The organism is Phenylobacterium sp., assembly GCF_031425575.1.
In the GTDB taxonomy this organism is placed as follows: Bacteria; Pseudomonadota; Alphaproteobacteria; order Caulobacterales; family Caulobacteraceae; genus Phenylobacterium.
On sequence record NZ_JANPJP010000317.1, the window covers coordinates 1 to 23372 of the forward strand.

The 23372-nt window shown below is 68.4% G+C and carries 20 protein-coding genes; 12 read left to right on the forward strand and 8 right to left on the reverse strand.

Annotation, left to right across the window (positions count from 1 at the left end):
- The first annotated feature begins 229 nt into the window (after window positions 1-229).
- Together RMO97_RS17570 and aguB are read left to right on the forward strand one after the other, a co-directional pair.
- Window positions 230-1240, forward strand: coding sequence for an agmatine deiminase family protein (locus tag RMO97_RS17570; RefSeq protein ID WP_310542312.1), 1011 nt, complete (start codon window positions 230-232; stop codon window positions 1238-1240).
- Window positions 1240-2115, forward strand: a complete 876-nt coding sequence (gene aguB / locus RMO97_RS17575; RefSeq protein WP_310542313.1) for an N-carbamoylputrescine amidase — start codon at window positions 1240-1242, stop codon at window positions 2113-2115. Before RMO97_RS17570 ends, aguB begins: the two co-directional genes overlap by 1 nt.
- Before the next feature lie 192 nt (window positions 2116-2307).
- Here the strand turns inward: aguB and RMO97_RS17580 are convergent, their stop codons facing one another.
- On the reverse strand, window positions 2308-3192 hold the full coding sequence (locus RMO97_RS17580; protein ID WP_310542314.1) for a MaoC/PaaZ C-terminal domain-containing protein: 885 nt from the start codon (window positions 3190-3192) through the stop codon (window positions 2308-2310).
- A 195-nt stretch (window positions 3193-3387) separates the two neighbouring features.
- On the opposite strand from RMO97_RS17580, the gene RMO97_RS17585 reads away from it, so the two are divergent.
- Complete coding sequence (locus RMO97_RS17585; protein ID WP_310542315.1) at window positions 3388-4185, forward strand: SapC family protein; 798 nt, start codon at window positions 3388-3390, stop codon at window positions 4183-4185.
- A gap of 59 nt (window positions 4186-4244) precedes the next feature.
- Here the strand turns inward: RMO97_RS17585 and RMO97_RS17590 are convergent, their stop codons facing one another.
- Window positions 4245-4637: an acyl dehydratase gene (locus RMO97_RS17590; protein ID WP_293496330.1), complete on the reverse strand. Its 393-nt coding sequence runs from the start codon at window positions 4635-4637 to the stop codon at window positions 4245-4247.
- A 129-nt stretch (window positions 4638-4766) separates the two neighbouring features.
- On the opposite strand from RMO97_RS17590, the gene RMO97_RS17595 reads away from it, so the two are divergent.
- Window positions 4767-6893: a protein-disulfide reductase DsbD domain-containing protein gene (locus RMO97_RS17595; RefSeq protein ID WP_310542316.1), complete on the forward strand. Its 2127-nt coding sequence runs from the start codon at window positions 4767-4769 to the stop codon at window positions 6891-6893.
- Here the strand turns inward: RMO97_RS17595 and RMO97_RS17600 are convergent.
- Window positions 6890-7330, reverse strand: a complete 441-nt coding sequence (locus tag RMO97_RS17600; RefSeq protein WP_310542317.1) for a hypothetical protein — start codon at window positions 7328-7330, stop codon at window positions 6890-6892. The two genes, RMO97_RS17595 and RMO97_RS17600, sit on opposite strands and share 4 nt — an antisense overlap.
- Window positions 7331-7429: 99 nt before the next feature.
- Between RMO97_RS17600 and pgi the strand changes: the two genes are divergently transcribed.
- From pgi to hisG, 6 genes are all read left to right on the forward strand, one after another.
- Window positions 7430-9040, forward strand: a complete 1611-nt coding sequence (gene pgi, locus RMO97_RS17605; protein ID WP_310542318.1) for a glucose-6-phosphate isomerase — start codon at window positions 7430-7432, stop codon at window positions 9038-9040.
- 16 nt (window positions 9041-9056) lie between these two features.
- Complete coding sequence (locus RMO97_RS17610; protein WP_310542319.1) at window positions 9057-9926, forward strand: SDR family NAD(P)-dependent oxidoreductase; 870 nt, start codon at window positions 9057-9059, stop codon at window positions 9924-9926.
- Window positions 9923-10780, forward strand: coding sequence for an SDR family oxidoreductase (locus RMO97_RS17615; RefSeq protein ID WP_310542320.1), 858 nt, complete (start codon window positions 9923-9925; stop codon window positions 10778-10780). The genes RMO97_RS17610 and RMO97_RS17615 overlap by 4 nt, the downstream gene beginning before the upstream one ends.
- A gap of 261 nt (window positions 10781-11041) precedes the next feature.
- Complete coding sequence (gene hisS / locus RMO97_RS17620; RefSeq protein ID WP_310542321.1) at window positions 11042-12514, forward strand: histidine--tRNA ligase; 1473 nt, start codon at window positions 11042-11044, stop codon at window positions 12512-12514.
- Complete coding sequence (locus RMO97_RS17625; protein WP_310542322.1) at window positions 12511-13647, forward strand: ATP phosphoribosyltransferase regulatory subunit; 1137 nt, start codon at window positions 12511-12513, stop codon at window positions 13645-13647. The genes hisS and RMO97_RS17625 overlap by 4 nt, the downstream gene beginning before the upstream one ends.
- Window positions 13644-14594 carry an ATP phosphoribosyltransferase gene (hisG, locus tag RMO97_RS17630; RefSeq protein ID WP_310542323.1) on the forward strand — a complete coding sequence of 317 codons (951 nt, stop codon included), beginning with the start codon at window positions 13644-13646 and terminating at the stop codon, window positions 14592-14594. The genes RMO97_RS17625 and hisG overlap by 4 nt, the downstream gene beginning before the upstream one ends.
- Window positions 14595-14918: 324 nt before the next feature.
- Here hisG and RMO97_RS17635 read toward each other — a convergent pair whose 3' ends face one another.
- The 5 genes from RMO97_RS17635 to RMO97_RS17655 all read right to left on the reverse strand — a co-directional run bounded on the left by RMO97_RS17635 (window position 14919) and on the right by RMO97_RS17655 (window position 20062).
- Window positions 14919-16958: a M13-type metalloendopeptidase gene (locus tag RMO97_RS17635; protein WP_310542324.1), complete on the reverse strand. Its 2040-nt coding sequence runs from the start codon at window positions 16956-16958 to the stop codon at window positions 14919-14921.
- A gap of 164 nt (window positions 16959-17122) precedes the next feature.
- The gene (locus RMO97_RS17640; protein WP_310542325.1) at window positions 17123-18754 is read right to left on the reverse strand and encodes an AMP-binding protein; all 1632 of its coding nucleotides are present in this window, start codon (window positions 18752-18754) and stop codon (window positions 17123-17125) included.
- A 79-nt stretch (window positions 18755-18833) separates the two neighbouring features.
- Window positions 18834-19319, reverse strand: coding sequence for a copper chaperone PCu(A)C (locus RMO97_RS17645; RefSeq protein WP_310542326.1), 486 nt, complete (start codon window positions 19317-19319; stop codon window positions 18834-18836).
- Window positions 19320-19323: 4 nt separating this feature from the next.
- Window positions 19324-19590: a DUF1775 domain-containing protein gene (locus tag RMO97_RS17650; protein ID WP_310542327.1), complete on the reverse strand. Its 267-nt coding sequence runs from the start codon at window positions 19588-19590 to the stop codon at window positions 19324-19326.
- Window positions 19591-19654: 64 nt separating this feature from the next.
- Entirely contained in the window at window positions 19655-20062 is a 408-nt protein-coding gene (locus RMO97_RS17655; RefSeq protein WP_310542328.1) for a DUF2946 domain-containing protein, read from the reverse strand.
- 70 nt (window positions 20063-20132) lie between these two features.
- On the opposite strand from RMO97_RS17655, the gene RMO97_RS17660 reads away from it, so the two are divergent.
- Both RMO97_RS17660 and RMO97_RS17665 read left to right on the forward strand, forming a co-directional pair.
- Window positions 20133-21920, forward strand: coding sequence for a cation:proton antiporter (locus tag RMO97_RS17660; RefSeq protein WP_310542329.1), 1788 nt, complete (start codon window positions 20133-20135; stop codon window positions 21918-21920).
- A 654-nt stretch (window positions 21921-22574) separates the two neighbouring features.
- On the forward strand, window positions 22575-23372 hold a 798-nt coding region (locus tag RMO97_RS17665), incomplete at its 3' end, for an outer membrane beta-barrel protein (protein ID WP_310542330.1).

A 23372-nucleotide genomic window follows, 5' to 3' on the forward strand; every position in this document is an offset into this window, starting at 1 on the left:
CGTTCCAGATCCTCCCCCAGCGCGCAGCGCGATGTGGGGGAGGTGGATCGGAGCGGAGCGACGAGACGGAGGGGGATCAACGTAGTTGACCGCTTCGAACCCAAAACAAGGGTCAAAGTCCCCCTCAGGGGGTTGGCGCCCGCAACCCCCGGGGGGGGGGCTGCAAGGGCCCGCTTGACGGTGCCCGCCGCGCCGCCCATTTCGCGGCTCCAAGATACAAGGGCCGCCGATGACCGTTCTCGTTCCCGCCGAGTGGGCGCCTCACAGGGCGATGTGGCTGGGCTTTCCCAGCCATGCGGAGCTGTGGGCGGAAGACCTCAACCTGGCCCAGGCCCAGGTCGCCGCCCTCGCCAAGGCGCTTGCCGGTCCCGGCAGAGAACGCGTGCGCCTGATGACCGGCTCGCCGCAGGGCGAGGCTGCTGCCCGCGCCCTGCTCGGCGACGTGGCCGGCATCGAGATTGTCCCGGGCGTGTTCGGCGACATCTGGCTGCGCGACACCGGCCCGATCTTCGCCAAGGGTCCGAACGGCGACGAGGCCCGCGCCTTCCGCTTCAACGGCTGGGGCGGCAAGTACGAGATGGAGGGCGACGACACCGTGGCCGGCCAGATCGCCTCGGCCGCCGCGACACCCCTGGTGCAGCAGGAAATCATCATGGAGGGGGGATCCCTCGACCATGACGGCGAGGGCACGATCCTCACCACCGGCCAGTGCCTGCTCAATCCCAACCGCAACCTGGGCTGGACCAAGGAGGCCGCCGAGGCCGAGCTCGCCGCGTCCCTGGGCGCGCGCAAGATCCTCTGGCTCGGCGACGGACTGGCCAACGACCACACCGACGGCCACGTCGACAACCTGGCCCGCTTCGTCGCGCCGGGCGTGGTGGTCTGTCCGGTCGCCTGGGGCCGGGGCGACGTCAATGTCTATGCCTATGACGCCTGCGCGCGCGACCTGGCGGCCATGACCGACGCGGAAGGCCGGGCCCTGAAGGTGGTGCGCATCCCCTCGCCGGGCTGGATCGAAAGCCACGAGGGCGGCGCCGCGCCGGCCAGCCACATGAACTTCATCATCGCCAATGGGGCGGTGATCATGCCCACCTATGACGGCGACCCGCGCGCCGCCGAGCTGGCCATGGAGGCGCTCGCGACGGTCTTCCCGGGCCGCGAAATCATCGGCCTGCCGTCGGACGCCATCCTCACCGGCGGTGGATCCTTCCACTGCATCACCCAGCAGGAGCCCGCCTGATGGCCCGCACGATGAGCGTCGCCGCCCTGCAGACCTCCTACGGGATGGACCTCGCGGCCAACATCAAGAAGACGGAAGGCCTGATCCGCCAGGCCGCGGCGGCCGGCGCCCAGGTGATCCTGCCGTCGGAGCTGTTCCAGGGCCCCTATTTCTGCGTCACCCAGGAGGAGCGCTGGTTCGCCGACGCCCATCCGTGGCGCGAGCACCCCTGCGTCACCGCGCTTGCGCCGCTGGCCGCCGAGCTGGGGGTCGTCCTGCCGATCTCCATTTTCGAGCGCGAGGGGCCGCACTACTTCAATTCCCTGGTCATGGTGGACGCCGACGGCGCCCTGATGGGGGTCTATCGCAAGAGCCACATTCCCGACGGTCCGGGCTATCAGGAGAAGTACTACTTCCGCCCAGGTGACACCGGTTTCCGGGTCTGGGACACGAAGTTCGGCAAGGTCGGCGTCGGCATCTGCTGGGACCAGTGGTATCCCGAGGCGGCGCGGGCCATGACCCTGATGGGCGCCGAGGTGCTGCTCTATCCCACCGCCATCGGGTCTGAGCCCCACGACGCGACCCTCGACACCGCCGCCCCCTGGCGCCGCGCCATGCAGGGCCACGCGGTCTCCAACGTCATTCCGGTGGTGGGCGCCAACCGCATCGGCTTCGAGCCCTGGGCTGACTATCCGAACGGCGGCCAGGCCTTCTACGGCGCGTCCTTCATCGCCGATCATCGCGGCGACCTGGTCTCGGCCCTGGGCGACGAGGAGGGGATCGTGGCGGCCAGCTTCGACCTGGACTTCCTGGCCACGCACCGCGCCGCCTGGGGCTTTTTCCGCGACCGCCGCACCGATCTCTACGGCGGGCTGGTGGGTCCGCGCCCCGTCTGACGACACCGCGACGGCCACATGTCGGCCAATGTCGGCCTGCCCTCAGGCCCGCAAACCGTTAGGCTGTAAGGACCCCGCGGCCATACCCCCGTCAAATGCGGGGTTTGGTCCATCCGCGACGGCCAACATGTTGTCAGGGGCCATCTTAGGAGCGGTTCCCCGGCCTGGGGAACCGCTCCGCGGAGGGTTGGACTAGGCGCGCAGGACGGTCAGGCCGTTCTTGATCACCGTGGCGCCGCGTTCCTTGACGCGCGCCTCGAAGGAGATGTTCCGCCCGTCCTTCCAGAGGTCCACCGTGATGGTGTCGCCCGGAATGACCGGCGCCGAGAACCGGGCCTGGTGGCTGAGGATCTGGTCGGGGTCAAAGCCGGTGATGGCCTGCAGCACCGCGCGGCAGGTGATGCCGTAGGTGCACAGCCCGTGCAGGATCGGACGCTGGAAGCCCGAGCGGCGGGCCGATTCCGGGTCGGAGTGCAGGGGGTTGCGGTCGCCGTTCAGGCGGTACAGCAGGGCCTGGTCCTCACGGGTGGTGAAGTCCACCGACAGGTCGGCCTTGCGGGTCGGGACCACGTGGGGCTCCGGGGCGCCTTCCGAGGGACCGCCGAAGCCGCCGTCGCCGCGGGCGAAGGTGGAGCCGGTGAGGGTGGCCACCTTCTCGCCCTTGTCGTCCTTCCAGACGGTCTCGTTGATGATGACGGCGCCCTTGCCCTCACCCTTGTCATAGGCGCCGACCGTGTGGCCCTCGGCGGTGAAGGTGCCGGTGGTGGGCAGGGGCTTGTGCAGCTCGACCTTCTGCTCGCCGTGGACGACCATCAGGAAGTTGATCTGGCTCTGGCGATGGCCCTCGGGCATCACCGGCGCGGGGCCGCCGGCCGAGCGCATGTTCGAGGCCAGCACCGTGGCGGCCGTCGGGATGACCTTCAGATTGCGCTCATAGACGTAGGCCAGCTCGTCCTCGTTCATGGGGTCCTGCCCCATGCCGACGCCGAGCGCGTAGAGCATCACGTCCTTGTCGCGATAGGTGAATTCGCGCGCCGCCGTCTTCTGTTCAAGAATGTCGGGATAAAAGATCGCCATTGAAAATATTTCCTCCGCTATGCGGTCCGTTTGCTATCGGCGGATTGAAGCGGTTCGGCCACGGTGAAGCAAGCGGCGAGCGAGCGCATTTGCGGCTCCTCCCTTGATCGGGTAGAAGCGCGGACCCTGCGAAGACGGGCGCTCTAAACCCCCCTCGCACCTTTCTTTCGCGCCCAGGATTATCGAAGGCATTTCATGGCGACCGACACTCAGCCCGGCATGGGCGGCCAGATCACCGGCAACGTTCTGTTCTATTCGAAGCCGGAACCCCTGACCTCCGACCATCACAAGACTCTCGGCGTCAAGCGCATGGACGGGCCCTTCGGCTTCGCCAAGGCCGGCCACGCGGTGCCGCTCACCGTCACCGAATTCCCGCTCGCGGCCGTCTCGGGCCCGATCATCTTCGTCGGCGAGGAGAAGATGCCGCTGGCCGTCATGGGCCTGAACGCCGGCGACAACATGTTTGTCCAGAACGGGGTCTTTGAATCCGGCGTTTATGTGCCGGCCTATATCCGACGCTACCCCTTTGTCTTCGCCGCCGACGACAAGGCCCAGCAGATGGTGCTCTGCATCGACCGCGCCGCCGAGTTCATCGTGGAGGGCGGCGACATGGCCTTCTTCGACGAGAAGGGCGAACCCACCGAGTACACCCAGAACTGCATCACCTTCTGCAACGACTACGAGGTCGAGCGGCAGAGGACGCAGAGCTTCATCCAGATCCTGAAGGACAATGATCTCTTCGATCTGAAGACCGCCATGCATACCCCGGTCAACGCCGACGGGACGGCGGGCGAGCCCCAGAAGATCGCCGAGTACTTCGGCGTCTCGGAAGAGAAGCTGGCCAAGCTGTCGCCGGAAAAGCTGGCGGAGCTGCGCGACAATGGCGCGCTGGGCCAGATCTACGCCCACCTGGTGTCCCTGGTGGGCTGGGATCGGCTCATCGCCCTGGCGATGTTCCGCGCCTCGCAGCAGCCGCAGGCCGCCAACGCCTGACCCTGGGGGTCAGTCCGGTTTCCAAGACGGCGGGTCCCCCGGGGCCCGCCGTTCTTGATTCAGCGAGCGAAGACGCTGCGGGTCAGGCAGGAAAACACCAGACGCCCGGCCTCATCCAGAAGGTCGTGCTGGGCGATGATGATGCCCTTGCCGTCGCCGACCGGGTCCTTGCCCATCACCGTCATGCGGCCCCGCAGGGTCTCGCCGGCGGGGGGATTGCGGGCCCAGCGCAGGGCGTCGACCCCCAGGCGCTTGGTCTGCGGCCAGTTGACCACCGAGGCCGAGTCCAGCCGTGTCCAGATGGCGAAGACCATGGCGTCGGGCGCGCCGCGCTCGGCGGGCCAGCCCGGGGCGAAGGCGGCGATGAAGGCCTCCAGCGCGCGGGCGTCGACCCGCACCTCGCCGAGATAGACCACCTGACCGATCTCGATCTCGTCGAAGGGGGCGGGCACGTAACTCTCCTGGGGTTCGAACCGAACTGATTCGTCGATGATGGAGCGCCCCCGTGACAAGTCGAGCGCTTTGCGGATCGGCATTGGCGGCCCATATAGCGGCCTGGGCATGGGGATTGGGACAACGGCATGACGCGTTTCGTGGGCAGAGCCCTGGCCGCCCTGACCCTGGCGGCCGCCTTCGCCCTCCCGGTCATGGCCGCTCCGGTGCAGACCGGTCATATCGAGGCCGAGCTGGTGGCGCGCGACCAGGGGGTCACGCCTGGCGGAACCGTCCAGGTCGCCCTGCGCCAAGAGATCCAGAAGGGCTGGCACACCTACTGGCGCAACTCCGGCGATTCCGGCGACGCGACTCGGATCAACTGGACCCTGCCGGCCGGCTGGACCGCCGGCGAATTCGTCTGGGCGACGCCGTCACGCCAGCCCACCGGTCCGCTGATGAACTACGGCTATCAGGGCGAGGTGCTGCTGCCCGTCGCCGTGACGGCGCCGACATCGGCCAGGCCGGGCGACACCATCACCCTGAAGGCCGCCGTCGCCTTCCTGGTCTGCGCCGACATCTGCGTGCCGGAGGATGCGGTCCTCACCCTGGACCTCCCCGTCGTGGCCGCGGCCCCGCAGCCGGACGCCAGGTGGGCCGGCCCCATCACCAAGGCCCTGGACGCCGCGCCCAAGCCGGCCGGCCTGACGGCGACCTTCATCAAGGGCGACGGCGCGCTTAAGCTGGCCGTCGCTGGGGCGGTGCTCAAGGGCGCGGACGACGCCTACTTCTACCCCTTCAAGTCCACGGTCATTGACCACGCCAAGCCCCAGGCCCTAGAGCGGGGCCCCGAGGGGCTGACCCTGGCCCTGAGCCCGGGCTACGACTTCACCCAGGGGACGCCGCCGGACGCCCTGGATGGGGTCCTGAGCGTGGGCGGCAAGGCCTATGAACTCACCGCCGCCGAAGGCCCGCCGCCGGCCGGAACCTCAGGCCTTGGCCCGCCGCCGGCCAAGGCGGCGCCGATCTCCGGCGAGGGGCTCGGCCTGGCCCTGGCCTTTGTCTACGCTCTGTTGGGCGGGCTGGTGCTGAACCTCATGCCCTGCGTCTTCCCGATCCTGGCCATGAAGGCGACCTCCCTGGCCGGTCACGCCCATGAGCGGTCGGCCGCCCGCGCCCAGGGCCTGGCCTTCCTGGCGGGCGTGCTGGCCACCTTCCTGGCGCTGGCCGGTGTTTTGATCGCCGTCCGCGCAGGCGGCTCGGCCGTGGGTTGGGGCTTCCAGCTGCAATCGCCCGTGGTCGTCGCGGGCCTCGCCTTGCTGATGCTGGCGGTGGCGCTGAACCTGTCGGGCCTGTTCGAGGTCGGAACCTCGCTGCAGGGCGTCGGCACGGGCCTGGCCTCCCGGCAGGGCCTGGCCGGCGCCTTCTTCACCGGGGCGCTCGCCGTTGTGGTGGCGGCGCCCTGCACGGCGCCCTTCATGGGCCCGGCCCTCGGCTGGGCCCTGACTCAGAGCGCGCCCGTGGCCCTGGCGGTCTTCCTGGGCCTGGGCCTCGGTTTCGCGGCGCCCTTCACCGTAGCGGCCTTCGCGCCCGGCCTGCTGGCGAAGCTGCCTAAGCCGGGTCCCTGGATGGAGACCTTCAAGAAGCTGATGGCCTTCCCGATGTACGGGACCGCGGCCTGGCTGGTGTGGGTCCTGACCGTCCAGGCCGGTGAGATGGGCCTGGCCCGGGTCCTTGCGGCCGCGGTGGTCCTGGCCCTGGCGGCCTGGGTCCTGGGACTTGCTCAGCGGCGGCAGGCGACGGGTGGAAAGCCCCTGGCCCTGGCGGCCGTGGGCGCGGTCCTGGCGATCGGCGCCTTCGTCCTGGTGCTGGTCCCGGCCTATGGCGCGCCGGCCTCAGCGGACACGACGCCGATGGCGGGCGCGATCCCCGAGGCCGTCTACAGTCCCGAGGCTGTTGCTGAAGCTCGCGCCCTGGGCAAGCCGGTGTTCGTCAACTTCACCGCCGCCTGGTGCGTCACCTGCCAGGTCAACGAGAAGGTCGCCTTCGCCACGGCGGAGGCCGCCGAGGCCTTCACCCGCACCGGGGCGGTCTATCTGAAGGCGGATTGGACCCGGAAGGACGCGGTCATCGCCGCCGAACTGGCGCGCCACGGCCGAGCCGGGGTGCCGCTCTACCTGGTCTATGGCGTGAAGAGCCCCGATCCGGTCATCCTGCCCCAGTTCCTGACCCCGGCCATGGTGGCCAAGGCCTTGGACAAGGCTCGGTCTTCCTAGACCGGCGCGGTCGGGGGCGCGGTGATGACCTCGACATTGTCGTTCAGCAGGTAGGCCATGTCGCGCAGGGCTAGGTCCCGGTCCTTGGGCGTGGCGGCGGCCGCCATGGCTTCGAGCTTCAGCGGCAGGTCCTGGGAGATGCCGCGCAGGATGCACTTCAGGTCGCCGTCCGTGCCCCGCTGCGCCAGCAGCAGGTGACCCTGCATGTCCAGGGCGGCCAGTTCACCGATCCTGGTCTTGAAGTCCGAGGGCAGGGCCTGGCCGGCGCGGACCCCGTCGATCTGATTCTTGAGGGCGCCCGCCCGCCTGACGATGTCGGCGAACAGCTGCTCCTGGGCCACCGCCGCAGGGGGCGCGGCCAGCGCGGGGCCGGACGACACAGGGCTGGTGGAGGCTAGCCACAGGAAGGCCAGGGAAGCGGCGGCGTCGCAGGACATGACGATCCTCGTTGCGCGAACTAAGACAGACGCGAAGGGGCTTCAGATAGCCCGAACATGGTAAACGCGGTCCTACCGCGCGCCCGAAGGTAAGCCTTGATGACCACGCCAGAGTCCGCCTGGAAGAACCTGAAGAACGCGGCTGTCGCCGCCCGTGACCCCATCTCCGGCCTGTTCGCCATCGAGCCGGATCGGCTGGACAAGCTAGTGGTGGAGGCGGCCGGCCTGCGGATCGACCTGTCCAAGCAGCCGTGGTCGCTGGGGGACTTCGACACCGCGCTCACCCTGGCGAAGGTCTGCGACGTGGAGGCGGCCCGCAACCGGCTCTGGGCTGGAGAGCCGGTCAACAGCTCCGAGCATCGCGCGGCCCTGCACATGGCCTTGCGCGCGCCAGACGGCGCGGAGTTCAAGGCTGACGGCGTGCCGGTGTCGCGCGATGTGGAAGCCACCCGCAACGCGATGCGCGCCTTCAGCGAGGCTGTGCGCTCGGGCGCCAAGAGCGGCGCGACCGGCAGGCCCTTCAAAGCCATCGTCCACATCGGCATCGGCGGGTCCGATCTTGGCCCCCGGCTGGTCTGGGAAGCCCTGCGGCCCTTGAACCCGGGGATCGAGCTGCGCTTCGCGGCCAATGTGGATCCCTCGGAGGCAGCGCTCGCCCTAGCCGACCTCGATCCGGCCGAGACGCTTGTCGTCGTCGTCTCCAAGACCTTCACCACCCAGGAGACCCTGGCCAACGCCGAGGTGGTCCGCGCCTGGCTGCGGGCGGCCCTGGGGCAGGCGTCGGACGCACATCTGGTGGCGGTCTCCGCCGCGCCGACCGTCGCCCAGGCCTTCGGGGTTCCGGCCGACCAGGTGTTCGGCTTCTGGGACTGGGTGGGGGGACGCTATTCCATCTGGTCGGCGGTGGGTCTCTCCTGCGCCATCGCCCTGGGTTACGACGTCTTCCAGCGGTTGCTCGACGGCGCAGCGGAGATGGACCACCACTTCCGCCATACGCCGCTGCTCCAGAACGCGCCGGTGCTGCTGGCGCTCGCCCACATTTTCAACCGCGACGGCCTGGACCGGCCCCTGCGGGCGGTGATCCCGTATGCCGCCCGGCTGCGGCTGTTCCCCAGCTTCCTGCAGCAGCTGGAGATGGAGTCCAACGGCAAGCGGGTGGACCAGCACGGCCAGCCCGTAGCGCACGCCACGGCGGCTTCGGTGTTCGGCGACGCCGGCACCAACGGCCAGCACGCCTTCTTCCAGATGCTGCACCAGGGGACCGACGTGATTCCCGTCGACTTTGTGGCCGTGGCCCGGGCGGGGGAGGGTGAGCCGGCCAACCACACCATCCTGCTGGCCAATGTGATCGCCCAGGCCCAGGCCCTGATGACCGGCCGCAGCGAGGCCGAGGTGCGCGAGGAACTCGCCGCCAAGGGGATGACGCCCGCCGAGATGGACGTCCTTGCCCCACAGCGCACCTTCCCCGGCGACCGGCCCTCCAGCTTCATCCTGATGGAGGCGCTGACCCCTGAGGCCTTGGGCGCTCTCATCGCCCTGCATGAGCACAAGGTCTTCGTCGAGGGCGTGCTCTGGGGCGTCAACAGCTTCGACCAGTGGGGGGTGGAACTGGGCAAGAGCCTGGCCACCAAGATCCTCGCCGAACTGCATGGCGGCGCCCCCGGTATTCATGATCCCTCTACCGCCGCCCTCGTGGCGCGGCTGAAATAGCTACGAAGGAAATCCCATGCGTGACCTGACCGGCAAGACCGCCTTCATCACCGGCGGGGCCAGCGGCCTGGGCCTGGCCATGGCCCATGCGTTCGGCGAGGCGGGCATGAATGTCATGCTGGCCGACATCGAGGAGGCGCCCCTGGCCGCCGCCGTGAAGGAATTGGAGGAGCGCCAGATCCGGGCCAGCGGTGTGCTCTGCGACGTGGCGGTGCGCAATGCGGTGGAGGCCGCCGCGGCCAAGACCATCGAGACCTTCGGCAAGGTGCACGTGGTCTGCAACAACGCCGGCGTCGGGGCGGGCGGCCCGATCGACCAGGTGCGCCATGCCGACTGGGAGTGGATCCTGGCGGTGAACCTGATGGGGGTCGTCTATGGCATGGAAACCTTCCTGCCGCTGATCCGCGCGCACGGCGAGGGCGGGACGTTCGTCAACACTGCGTCCATGGCCGGGATGATCTCGCCGCCAGGCATGGAGCCCTACAGCGCCACCAAGTTCGCGGTGGTGGCGATGTCGGAGGGCTGGGCGGGCCAGCTGGCGCCGGAGGGCATCAATGTCTCCGTGCTCTGTCCCGGCTTCGTGAAGACCAAGATCAACCAGTCGGGCCGCACCCGCCAGGCGCAATTCGGCGGTCCGGTGGACAGCCCGGTGGCGGCCGCCTCGCTGGTGGACAACGGTATCGATCCGGAACGGGTCGGTCGCCGGGTGTTGGAGGCGGTGCAGGCGGGCGAGCGCTACATTTTCACCCACCCCGACATGCGGCCCTTCGTGCAGGCGCGGTTCGCAGGCCTGATGAGCGCCTTCGACGCCGCCGCCGCCAGCCCGGCCCTGGCGGGCATGGACTACAAGACGCCAGATCTCAGCGGGATGGCGAAACCCTCGTGACCGTCCTCATCACCGGCGGGACCAAGGGCATTGGCCTGGCCATCGCCCGGCGGCTGGCGCCAATCCATGGCCGGGTTGTCCTGGCCTATCACAGCGACGAGGCGGCCGCCGCCGCCGCCCATGCCGAGATCACCGCCCTGGGCGCGGCGGTGGAGACCGTGCGGTGCGAGGTCGGCAGCCCGGAAGGTGCGGCGGCCCTGATGGCGCAGATCGAGCGCCAGGGGCACGGTCTGAACCATATCGTCCACGCGGCGGCGATGATCTATCCCACCACCCTGCTGGGGGCGGACCTGGCCAAATTCCGCCAGGCGGTGGAGACCAACGGTCTGTCGCTGCTGTACCTTGTCCATGCCGCCCAGGGCCTGCTGGGCCGGGGATCGAGCGTGGTGTTCATCACCAGCATGGGCTCGCGCATTCCCAGCCCCAACTATGGCGCGCTGGGCGTCGGCAAGGCCCTGGCCGAGGCCATCGTCCGCTACCTGGTGGCTGAGCTGGCGCCACGCGGTGTGCGGATCAACGGCGTGGCGCCGGGCCTGGTGCACACCACCTCGGTGGCGGCCATGCTGGGCAGCGAGGACCGCCGCCCAGGCCGCGGTGGACCGCGCCGCGCGCACCAATCCCTCCGGCCGCGAGAGCCGGGATTCCGACTACGCCGCCCTGGTGGAGTTCCTGTTGGGTCCGGAGGCCGAGTTCATCCAGGGCCAGGTGATCGCCGCCACCGGTGGGACCGGTGTCATCGGCTAGCCGCCCATGCGGGCGGCCATTTCGGCCCGTTCATGATGTGGTCGTGGCCGCCCTGGCGGCCGGGGCGCTGTGATTATGGGACTCGCCAGTGTACGGGCGCCGCGCTATAGCCCCGCCCGCATGTCCACGACCGCGCACCATCACGGCCACCACCATTCGACCCGCCACGGCGGGCTCGGTCGGGGGCGTTTGGCCTAAACTCCCCGGCTTTCGAGCCCCCCGCAGACGCGGATGGGGCTCAGCGCAGATCGCCACCCCATCCGTCGACCCCCACGCTTTCAGGGATACAGACGATGGAATTCTCCGCTCCCAATCCCCAACGCCTGCGCCCGCGCCTTGCCGCGCGCGCCGCCATCGCTTAAGCGCGCGCCATGACGAATGACCCGACACGTCCGGAAGCCCGCGCGCCGCGCGGCTTCAACGACCGCCGCGCGCGCGATCTCACCGCCGAACGCCAGATCCTGACCAAGGTCTCGGAGGTCTACGAACGCTACGGCTTTGAGGCCTTCGACACCGGGGCCCTGGAATATGCCGACGCCCTGGGCAAGTTCCTGCCCGACGCAGACCGTCCTAATGAAGGCGTCTTCGCCCTGCAGGACGACGACGAGCAGTGGATGGCCCTGCGCTACGACCTGACCGCGCCGCTGGCCCGGTTCGTGGCCCAGAACTGGGAGACCCTGCCCAAGCCCTTCCGGCGCTACGCCTTCGGCACGGTCTGGCGCAATGAAAAGCCCGGCCCCGGCCGCTTTCGCGAATTCACCCAGTGCGACGCCGACACCGTGGGCTCAAGCCGGCCCGAGGCCGACGCCGAGATCATCGCCATGGCCGCCGACGGCCTGTCGGCGGCGGGCCTGCCGGCCGGCGCCTATGTCATCAAGATCAACAACCGCAAGCTCCTGAACGGCCTGCTGGCCAGGGCCGGCGTCACGACCGAGGGCCAGAAGCTGGCGGTGCTGCGCGCTGTCGACAAGCTGGATCGCCTGGGTCCCGAGGGCGTGCGCCTGTTGCTGGGGGAGGGCCGCAAGGACGAGTCAGGCGCCTTCACCAAGGGGGCGGGCCTGAACGCGGCCGCCGCCGAGGCGGTGCTGGCCTTCACCGCCGCTGGGGCGGACGGGCGATCGGAAACCCTGGACCGCATCGCCAACGTGATCGGCGGCTCGCCGGAGGGCGACGAGGGGCTGGAGGAGCTGTCGCGGATCGACAAGGCGCTGATCGGCATGGGGGTCTCGCCGGACCGGGCGATGTTCGACCCGTCCATCGTGCGCGGCCTGGAATACTATACAGGCCCGGTCTTCGAGGCCGAGCTGCTGCTGGCCACCAAGGATGAGCACGGCGCGCCGGTGCGGTTCGGCTCGGTGGGCGGCGGCGGACGCTATGACGACCTGGTGGCCCGCTTTACCGGGGAACGCACCCCGGCCACGGGCTTCTCCTTCGGGGTCTCACGCCTGGCCTCGGCCCTGCGCGCGGCGGGACGGGACCTGGGCGGGCAGGCGCGCGGCCCGGTGGTGGTGATCGCCTTCAGCGCCGACGACATGGCCGCCTATTATGGCGTGGTGGGCGAACTTCGCGCGGCCGGCATCGCCGCCGAGGTCTATCTGGGCGGCTCGGGCATGCGGCCGCAGATGAAGTACGCCGACCGGCGGATGTCGCCGGCCGCCATCATGCTGGGCGGCGACGAGATTGCGGCCGGCACGGTGACCATCAAGGACCTGGACCTGGGCCGCGAGCTGTCGGCCGGCGTCACCGAGAACGCCGCGTGGCGCGAGCAACGGCCGGGGCAGCAGACCATCCCGCGCGCCGAGCTGATCCCCGCCCTGCGCCGCATCCTGGATGCTACGAAATGAGGGCCGAACCACGGGTTCCCGCCGACGTCCTGGCCAACCTCAGGGCGCCGCTGAGCGAGGGCGCCGCCATCGTCGACGCGCCAATCCTGCAGCCCCTGGGCCTGCTGCTGGAACTGGCGGGTGAGGCCATGCGCGCGCGCCTGTTCGTGGTCCAGGCCGAGGGCGGCCAGGAGACCTGCCTGCGGCCCGACTTCACGGTGCCGGTCACGCGGATGCACTTGGAGAGTGGAGCCACCTCGGGCCGCTACTACTATGAGGGCAAGGCCTTCCGCGCCTCGCCCGAGCATGCCGACCGCGCCGAGGAATTCGTGCAGATCGGCCTGGAGCGGTTTGACGCCAACGGCGCCCCGATCCTGGAGGCCGACGCGGAGATCGCCGCCCTCGCCTGGAAGTCCGCTGTCGCGGGCGGGCGGGACGACCTGTTGCTGTGGCTGGGGGATATCGGCCTGTTCGCGGCCTTCGTGGACGGACTTGACCTTGCGCCGTCGCTGGCGGCCCGGCTCAAGCGCGCCGCCTCCCGGCCCCGCCTGCTGCAGGCGGAGCTGTCCCGCGTGGGTGGGGACGCCAAGCCGGTCGAGGGCGGCGCACTTGCCGACCTGCTGGCGGGCCGCTCGCCGGACGAAGCCGCCGTCCTGTTGGAAGAGGTCTGGGCTTTGGCGGGCATCGAGCCCGTCGGCGGCCGGGGCCCCGCGGAGATCGCCCAGCGCCTGATCCGACGCGCCGAGGCCGCGCGGGCCCCCGCCCTGAGTGTCGACCAGGCGCAAAGCCTGGCTCGCTTCCTCAGCATTTCCGACACGCCCGCCAAGGCGCTCTCCGCAATCCGCGCCATTCCGGGCGCCAAGGGCGAGGCCCTGAGCGTGGCCCTTGCCCAGTGGGAGCAGCGTCTGGCTCTACTGACCAAGGCCGGGGCGCCTGAGAGCGCCATGCTGATGGCCACAACCCTAGGCCACGCCTTCGAATATTATGACGGTCTGACCTTCGAGGTCCGATCCACAGCCCTTGGGGCCGATCGCCCCGTGGCCGTGGGCGGACGGTATGACGGCCTGCCCGCACGCTTGGACGGTCCGGCGAACGGCCGCGCCGTGGGCTGCATGGTCCGACCCTGGCGGGCCTTTGTGGGAGGCGAGGCATGAGCGACCCCCTGATCATCGCAGTCCCCTCCAAGGGTCGCCTGAAGGAACAGGTCGAGGAATGGCTGGCCGACTGCGGGCTGAAGCTGTCGGTCACCGGCGGCGCCCGCGGTTACATGGCCGAGATCAAGGGCTTGGCCGGCGCCCAGGTCCGTCTGCTGTCGGCCGGCGACATCGCCGAGGCCCTCGATAGCGGCGAGGTTCACCTGGGCGTCACCGGTGAGGACCTGCTGCGCGAACGCGGCGGTGACCTCGACAGCCGCGCCCTGCTGCTGCGGGCCCTCGGGTTCGGCCGCGCCGACTTGGTGGTGGCCGTGCCCAAGAGCTGGCTGGACGTCGACAGCATGGCCGACCTGGAGGAGGTGGCGCACGATGTGCTGGCCCGCACCGGACGGCGCATGCGGGTCGCCACCAAGTACCTGGTGCAGACCCGGGCCTATTTCGCCCGCCACGGCGTGGCCGACTACCGCATCACCGAATCCAGCGGGGCGACCGAGGGCGCTCCGGCCGCGGGAGCCGCCGAGCTGATCGTCGACATCACCACCACGGGCGGGACCCTGGTGGCCAATGGCCTGAAGATCCTCGGCGACGGTGTGATCCTGAAGAGCCAGGCCCAACTCGCGGCGTCGCTGCGGGCGACCTGGTCCGACAGCCAACTGTCGGTCGCCGAGCGCCTGCTGCGGGTGATCGAGTCGCGCGCCACGGCCCATGACAGTGCGACCCTGGTCTGGCCAGACAGCGAGGGCGACGAGGACTTGATCGGTGATCTGGTGGCCGCCGGCGCGACACGCCGTCCGAACGGCGTGCTGGCGCCTGTGGACCGCATCGCGGCGATCTCACTTCTGCTGACCGCGAAAGGGCGCGGTCCGGTCACCGCGTCACGACCTGACTTCGTCTTCGAAACAAGTTGTGCACCGTTCGAGGCGCTCGCTAAGCGAGTTAAAAATTGACGCAAGAGTCAAAAGTTACGCCGCGCCTCGGTTGAATCCGCCTGGTTGCGAAAATCTGGCCAGATTCGGCCATAGGTGAGGTTCGAGCGCATTGACTCGGGCGAGAAATTGCCCTTTTCTCGGTCCTGCGAGAGACATGGCGACACTAGTTCGACAGTCTCCGGCGTTTCGGGGAGGAAACGCCCGCTTAATAAGAGCTTCGGCTCAAAATAAGGCCCGTTGCGATTATCCCCCGCAGCGGGCCAAATTTTTGCCGGAGACAATTTTTGACTCTAACGTCAAAAGAGCGGAGCCGGATTTCCCCGGCTCCGCTAGCTCGTGTCTTCACCAGATCCGGACACGCTTCTCCGGCGCCACGTACATCTTCTCACCAGGCTTGACGCCGAAGGCCTCGTAGAAGGCGTCGATGTTCCGCACCGGGATGTTGACCCTGTACTGTTCGGGCGCGTGGGGGTCGGAGACCAGACGCTGGCGGGTGCGGTCGTCGCGGGACTTCGACCGCCAGACCTGGGCCCAGCCAAGCAGGACCCGCTGGTCGCCGGTCAGGCCGTCGATCACCGGGGCGGGCTTGCCCTTCAGCGAGATGTGATAAGCGTCCAGGCCCAGCAGCAGGCCGCCCAGGTCGGCAATATTCTCTCCCATGGTCAGTTCAGGATTAATGTAGGCCCCCGGGAGGACCTCGACCGCGGCGTACTGGGCGCCGAAGAGCTTGGCCTGGGCGTCGAACTTGGCGGCGTCCTCCGTGGTCCACCAATCCGTGAGCCGGCCATCGCCATCGGACTTGCGGCCCTGGTCATCGAAGCCGTGGGTGATTTCGTGGCCGATCACCCCGCCGATCGCGCCGTAGTTGATGGCCGGATCGCCGTCGGGATCGAAGAACGGCGGCTGCAGGATGGCGGCCGGGAAGACGATGCCATTCTTGGTGGGCGAATAGTAGGCGTTGATGGTGGGGGGCGTCATGCCCCACTCCTTCTTGTCCACCTTCTGGTCGAGCCGGTTCACCGTCCGGCGCCACTCGAAGGCGTTGGCGCGCTCGACGTTGCCGTAGAGGTCGCCCTCCTTCAGCTGCAGCGCCGAATAGTCCCGCCAGGTCTCGGGATAGGCGATCATCACGCTGAACTTCGAGAGCTTCTCCAGGGCCTTGGCCTTAGTGGGCGCGCTCATCCAGGTGAGCTTCTCGATCCGGCCCTTCATGGCGGCCTTCACGTCGGCCACCAGAAGGTCCATCTTGGCCTTGCTGTCGGCCGGGAAGTAGGCTTCGACATAGAGCTTGCCCAGGGCCTCACCGATCTGGTTGTCCACCAGGGTGACGCCGCGCTTCCAGCGCTCGGCCTGGACCGGCTGGCCTGACAGAGTCTTGCTGCGGAACTCGTAGTGGGCTTGGTCGAAGTCCTTGGAGAGATAGGGCGCGGCCTGGTCGGCCAGGTGGAAGGTCTGCCACGCCTTGAGCGTTTCGATCGGCGTCTTGGCGTAGATGGTGGCGATCTTCGGGAAGGCGGTATTCTCGGCGACCACCACCTTGCTCACCTTGCCGAGGCCGGCGCCGGCCATGAAGGCGGTCCAGTCAAAGCCCGGCGCGAAGTTGGCCAGCTCCTTCACGGTGAAGAGGTTGTAGGTCTTGTCGTCGTCGCGGCGTTCGGCCCGGGTCCAGGAGACCTTGGCGATCTCGGTCTCCATGGCGACGATGGCCTTGGCCGCGCCCGCGGGGTCTGCCCAGCCTGACAGGGTCAGCAGCTTGGCGACATAGACCTCGTAGGCGGCCTTCTGCACCGCGAACTTTTCGTCCAGGTAGTAGTCGCGATCGGGCAGGCCGAGACCCCCCTGGATCAGGGTGATGACATAGTGGTCGGGATCCTTGGCGTCGTCTCCGGGATAGGCCCCGAATACCGAGCCGCCGAACTTCATCTGGCTCTCACCCATCACCCGGGCCACATCGCTCAGGTTCCTGGAGGCGCGGATTTCCGCGAGGTCGGCAGCCATCGGTTTAGCGCCGAGGGCGTTGACCGCCGCCTCGTCCATGAAGCTGCGATACATGACCCCGATGCGGGCCTCGTCGCCGGTCGCGGCCTTGTCGGCCGACGCCTTCTCCAGCACCGCACGCATGCGATTGACGGACAGTTCGTTCAACACGTCGAAGGCGCCATAGCGCGAGCGGTCGGCGGGGATCACCAGCTTCTGCTGCGACACGCCATTGGCGTAGAGGAAGAAGTCGTCGCCCGGCTTGACGGTCAGGTCGCGGCCGGCGGCGTCGAAGCCCCAAGGGCCCAGGCGGGGCGCCTTCGCCAGGTCGTCGGCGGCCAGCGCCGGGAGGGCGCCAAGCGCCAGGGCGGACGCCGCGCAAGCGGCGAGCCAATAGGTCTTCATCGGGTTTTTCAAAGCCTCGGATAGGGATTTGGGCGCGACCATGACCCGGTCGCGCCCTCCGTGGCTCGTTACATTTTAGTTACGTTCAAACCTTGGCGGACGAACCGCCAAGGGCGGTTCGCTTCCTGGTGAGGGCGCGACGGGCGCCTGAACCGGTGTCCACTTCAGGCTGTCGCACCCAGCTTGTCCACGGCCAAGGCCTTCAGGGTCTTGTAGTCCAGCTTGCCGTTCGGGGCCCGGTTGACCGGGGCCAGGACCAGCTCGCGGGGGGCCTTGTAGTCAGCCAGCAGGCCCTTCACGTGGGCGGCCAGCTCGGCCAGGGACGGCGTGGCGCCGCCGACGGTTTCGACGATGGCGCAGATGCGCTCGCCGAAGCGCGGGTCGGGCACGCCCACCACGGCGGCGTCACGGACCCCGGGGAAGCGCTTGAGGGCTTCCTCGACTTCCTCGGGGAAGACCTTCTCGCCACCGGTGTTGATCACCTGGGAGCCGCGGCCCAGCAGGGTGATGGAGCCGTCCTCCTCGATGGTGGCCCAGTCGCCAGGCACGCTCCAGCGCTTGCCCTCGAAGGTGCGGAAGGTCTTGGCCGACTTCTCCGGGTCCTTGTAGTAGCCGCTCGGCGTGAAGCCGCCGACCGCCACCAGGCCGCGCACGCCCGACCCCGGCTGGACGCGCTCGCCCTCCTCGGTGAAGACCGCGGCGTTGGGGCCGGTGGTGAACTTCGCCGTGCCGGCCGCGGCCCCGCCGCCGGACACCGACGACGCCAGGCCCAGGGCTTCGGAAGAGCCCAGGCTGTCCATCAGCATGATGTTGGGCAGGTGCTTCAGAAGGCCCTGCTTGTTCTCGGCGCCCCACATGGCGCCCGACGAGATAATCCGCTTCAGGCTGGCCATGGTCCACCTGCCCGGATTGGCGTCCAGGGTTTCCAGCATCGGGGCGGCGAAGGCTGGGCCCACGATGATCAGGCCTGAAACCCCCAGGCGTTCGACCTCGTCGAACAGCTCAGCGGGGTTGAACTTGCGCGAGGGCAGGGTGGCGATGGCGCCGCCCGCGATCAGCTGGCCAAAGCCGATGAACTGACCCGTGGCGTGCATCAGCGGGGCGACCGGAATGGTGATCGGCTGTTCGCCGGAGGCTTCCACCGCCTTGGCGCGCTCGCCGGCCTCGGCCACCCGCTCCATGGGGGGCAGGCCCAGAAGCAGGTTGGCGCCGCCGCCCAGACCCTTGAACAGGTCCTCCTGGCGCCACATCACGCCCTTGGGCATGCCGGTGGTGCCGCCGGTGTACATCAGCAGCAGGTCGTCGGCCGAGCGGCCCCAGGGGCCCTCGACCCGGTGGGAGCCCTTGGCCACGATGGCGTCGTAGTCGGCGGCCCAGGCGGGGACCGGATGGCCGGGCTCGGCCACCGCCACCCAGGTCTTCACCTTCGGCAGGTTGGCGCGCACCTTGTCGGCCATCTCGGCGAAGGAGGCGTGGAAGACCACGGCCTCGGCGTCGGCGTTGTCGAACAGGTAGGTCAGCTCGTCGCCGCCATACCGGTAGTTGGTGTTGAAGGGGGCGAAGCCGCCCTTGAAGGCCGCGAAATAGGTCTCGATGTATTCCGGCGCGTTGTAGAGATAGGCCGCTACCTTGGACTGATGGGTCAGCCCCGCATCCATGAAGTGCTGGGCCAGCGCATTGGCGCGGCGATCGAAGTCGCGCCATCTGACGACGCGGTCACCATGAATGAGAGCGGGGCGTTCGGGGGTGGCCTGGGCCACCGACTCCCACAGGTTGGCGTAATTCCAAACCTCCACGGGCAATCCTCCATACATAAAATATGGGGCGCATAAACGGTCGGTCGGCGCTGCTGTCAACGCCGACCGAACGGTCGTTTTAGTGGTTCATATGCTCCATGGCCTTGGCGCCTGTGGCCGCGGCGCCGCCCGTTGGTCCTGCGCCCACCGCGAACTCGACCTTGAGCCGGGCGCCGCTCTTGAAGACCAGGGTGGCGGGGACGGCGTCGCCGGTCTTCTGGGCCTTGGTCAGGCCGATCAGCATGACGTGATAGCCGGCCGGAGCGAAGGTGATGGCCTTGCCGGGAGGCAGCAGGACGCTGTCCAGGCGCTGCATCTTCATGACCCCACCATCCGTGGTGGTGCGATGCATCTCCACCTTTCGGGCGGAGGGGCTTTCGACGGCGACCAGGGTGTCCGGGGTTCCCCCTCGGTTGGTCACGGTCATATAGCCCGCGCCGTTGGCGCCGGCGGCGGAGGGTCGGCTCCAGGGTTGGCCGACTTCGAGCCCGCCGAGACGGTAGGTGGCGGCCTGGGCGGCGGTGACGGAAAGGACGGCGGCGAGGCCGAGGATCAGGATGCGCATGGGGCTACTCTATATCAGTGCTGATGGGTTTCGGCAGGACGCGAAGCGCCGGCGCGGGGTTGCTCAGGCGGGTCCCTCCGGGGTCGGGAATCCCCGTCCACTGGGACTCCTCGGCGCCGCAGGTCTGGACGGTGGGGAAGTAGAGGACGCCGGGCCCGGTCGGCAGCTTGGTGAGCACGGCGAACTCGTCGGCGGGCAGGGCGCCGCGCCAGACCAGGGCGCTGGCGCTGAGCAGCAGGACGCGCAGGGGCGCGCGTGAAAGCGAATGCATGTGAATTTTCCAGAATCAAAGACGTCAGGACCCGCGCGGACGGATCCGGCGCGGGATGCGGATGTCAGAGGTTCTGGGTTGGAGGTCCTTGGCCGAAGGGGCGCGGCAGAGCCCGGGCGCCGCGAAGCACGACCTCCACGGTCGGCGCCTGAACGATTCGCTCGGCCGAGTAGGCGATCGGAACGACCGAAAGCGCCGACGTGATGGTGACGGCCACGGTGGCGGCCAGGCAGTCGCTGCACGGAAGGCCGGCGAAGCCCTTCTGCGCCTTGCCATCCCGGTCGAGGACCAAGGTGGTGGCCCCTTCCGGGGTGCAGACCTCAATGCGGACGGAGCCGAACGATTCGGCGGCCAGAGACGCAGCCGGCAGCAGGGCCTGAATCAGCAGGGCGGCGACCGCAAACAGAACGGCGAGCGGCGTACGCCCCCTCGACCTGCCCCGATGCGCCCTGACTTCCATGGCGGCGGTCATACGGCTCCGAAAGCGGGTTTCGCAAGCCCCTTCCCACCGGGCATAGTGCCCGCATCCACGAGGAGAACGCATGGAAGGCCACGTCTCACCCGGCGAATACAAGGACGTCATTCTGTTTCTCGCCACCGCCGGCGTGATCGTGCCTCTGTTCCGCCGCTGGCGGATCAGCCCCATCCTTGGCTTCCTCGGCGCGGGCGTTGTGCTCGGCCCGTTCGGCCTCGGCGCGCTCAGCGAGACCTTTTCCTGGGTGGGTTACTTCACCATCGACAATCCCGAAGAGGTGGCTCAGCTCGCCGAGTTCGGCGTGGTCTTCCTGCTGTTCATGATCGGCCTGGAGCTGTCCTGGGAACGGCTGCGCCTGATGCGGCGGTTCGTGTTCGGCATGGGCGCCCTGCAGGTGGGGCTTTGCATCGCCGCCATCGCCGGCGTCGCCATCACCTTCGGCGTCGATCCCGTGGCCGCTGTCGCCATCGGCGCGGCCCTGGCGCTGTCCTCCACGGCGGTGGTGATGCCGATCCTCACCGAACAGAAGCGCCAGCACTCTACCGCCGGCCGCGCCACCTTCTCTGTCCTCCTCTTCCAGGACCTGGTGGTGGCGCCGATCCTGATTACCCTGGCGATCCTAGGCCGCAGCAGTGGCGACCAGGCCTTTTCACCCAAGATTCTGTTGGCCTTCGCCCCCGCGCTCCTGGGAATCCTGGGGCTGGTGGTGTTTGGGCGGCTGCTGTTGCGGCCGATGCTCAAGTCGGTGGCCCGCGCCAAGAGTGAAGAGCTCTTCATGGCCGCGTGTCTGCTGGTGGTGATCGGGGCGGGGCTGGTGAGCGCGCTCACCGGCCTGTCCATGGCCTTGGGCGCCTTCATCGCCGGCCTGCTGCTGGCCGAGACCGAGTACCGCCATGAGGTCGAGGTGACCATCGAGCCGTTCAAGGGCCTGCTGCTGGGCCTGTTCTTCGTCTCTGTGGGAATCGGTCTCGACCTTTCCATCCTGGCGGCTAAGCCGCTGCTGGTGCTGGGGATGGCCATCGGTCTGATCATTCTCAACGCCTCGGTGGTGTACGGACTGGCTCGCCTTTTCGGCCTGAAGTCGCCTCCTGCGATCGAGGCCGGCCTGCTTCTGGCGGGCGGCGGCGAGTTCGCCTTCGTCATCCTCGCGGCCGCCATGGGGGATGGGCTCGTCGACCGGACCATTGGCCAGACCGTGCTGGTGTCCTCGACGCTGTCGATGATGTGCATTCCGATGCTGGCCGCCCTTGGTCTCAAGCTGGGCGGACGCAAGGCTCAGGGGGAAGGGCTATCGCTGGAGCCGGCCGCCATGGGCGAGGGTGTAAAGCCTAGGGTCCTGGTGGTGGGCTATGGCCGGGTCGGACGCCTGGTCGGCGAGATGCTCAATCGCCACGACATACCCTGGGTCGCCGCCGAGCGTGACCCACGCCTGGTGGAGGCGGCCCGCCACGCCGGTGAATCGATCTTCTTCGGTGACGCCTCGCGGCCCGAATTCCTGAAGCGGTGTGGCCTGGAGACAGCGCCTTCCCTGGTGGTGACCATGGATGCGCCCGAAGGCGCCGAGGCCATCGTCGCCACGGCGCGCCAGATGCGCCCAGATCTGACCATTGTCGCCCGGGCGCGTGATGCTCGCCACGCTCAGCGGCTCTATGAGCTGGGCGCCACCGACGCCGTTCCCGAAACGGTCGAGGCGTCGCTCCAGCTTTCGGAGGCTGTGCTCGTGGAGATCGGAGTGCCCATGGGCCTGATCATCGCCTCGATCCACGAGCGCCGCGATGAATTCCGCAAGTCTCTCAACCGCCCCGAGGCCCTGGGCGGCCGCATCCGGCGGTACCGCCGCAACATCGAACTCTGACCGGGCATGGGTTCGGCGGCCTCGCCGCCGGCATATTCCACGGCTAGGCGAACTAATTGTGCAACTCGAGCTATATGCGCCACACTATGACTTGAAAGAGACACAGACGCCCCATCTTCACCACCGAAACGCCTCTGAAAATTTGTCGGGAACCAATCATGGGGACCGACGTTCTGGGGTCGGTGCGGTAGGGGCGCACCAGTGGATAGGGGCAAGGAATGTCGTTTGGAGCCTACGGTTCGGCCGAAACACCTGCTGTTTCACCGTCGCTGCGGACATGCGACTATCAGACCGCTTTACAAGATTATCGTGGAACTCGGCGTTGGCCGACGGGCGCCAGCGGCGGCCGTCTAGAATCAGCCGGCAACAGTTCGATGTCAGAATTCGACACTTCGACGCCCGCCAGGAGCGCCAGAGTGGTTCGATGGAGGGCTCTGCCCTCCGTCTCTAAGTTGATCGCTTAGGGGTTTATTGTGTAGCGTCCTGGTGTCTAGTTCGCGGGTCGGGCAGATTGGTGGTTGGTGTGGCTTCGGCGACACTTTCGCCGCGCTTCGGCCTTGTTATAAAGGTGCTGGGTCATAAGGCCGCAGCAGAGGGCAATGAGAGGGCTCTGATATGAAATTCAAACTCCTGGCGGGAGCCGCCCTGGCTGCGGTGTTCGCCGCGTCCGGTGCATCCGCGCAAGAAGGCTGGTACGGCGCCATCGATCTTGGCTACCACAGCGCTGACGGTCTCGACGGTCAGTCTTCGAACAACGCGGCGAACGGCCAACCCTATTCCTGGGACTTCAACCAGGAAGAAAGCTGGGCTGGCTTCGCTCGTCTCGGCTATCAGCTGAACGATCACTGGCGCGTTGAACTCGAAGGCGGCTATCGCCCCGGCGACATCGAATCCATCCGTGGTCCCGCCAGCAACGCCATCCTGGGTCTCTGCACCCCCGGCGTCCTGCGCACCGTGGCGGCTCCGACTTGCGGCGCCCCCACCGGCGAAATGACCTCGTGGACCGTCATGGGCAACGTCATTTATGACTTCATGCCCGGCTCGGTCATCAATCCGTTCGTCGGCGCCGGCGTCGGCATCAACCACGTCAAGCTCGACGCGGTGGGTCAATTCTCCAACGTGACCGGTGCGATCACCGCCGCGAACCCCGCGATCCAGAACCTCACCATCGATGACGACGATACGGCTCTCGCCTATCAACTGATCGCCGGTCTGGCCTGGCAGGCGACCGACAACCTCGACGTCGACCTGACCTATCGTTGGCTCGGCGGTTCGGACCTCGACTTCGCGTCGACCGGTTCGAACGCTCTGCAACCCGGCGTGTTCTCCGGCGAATACCGCGACCAGTCGGTGACCCTCGGCCTGCGTTACTCCTTCGCTTCGCCGCCGCCGCCCCCGCCGCCCCCGCCGCCCCCGCCCCCGCCGCCTCCCCCGCCCCCGCCTCCTCCGCCC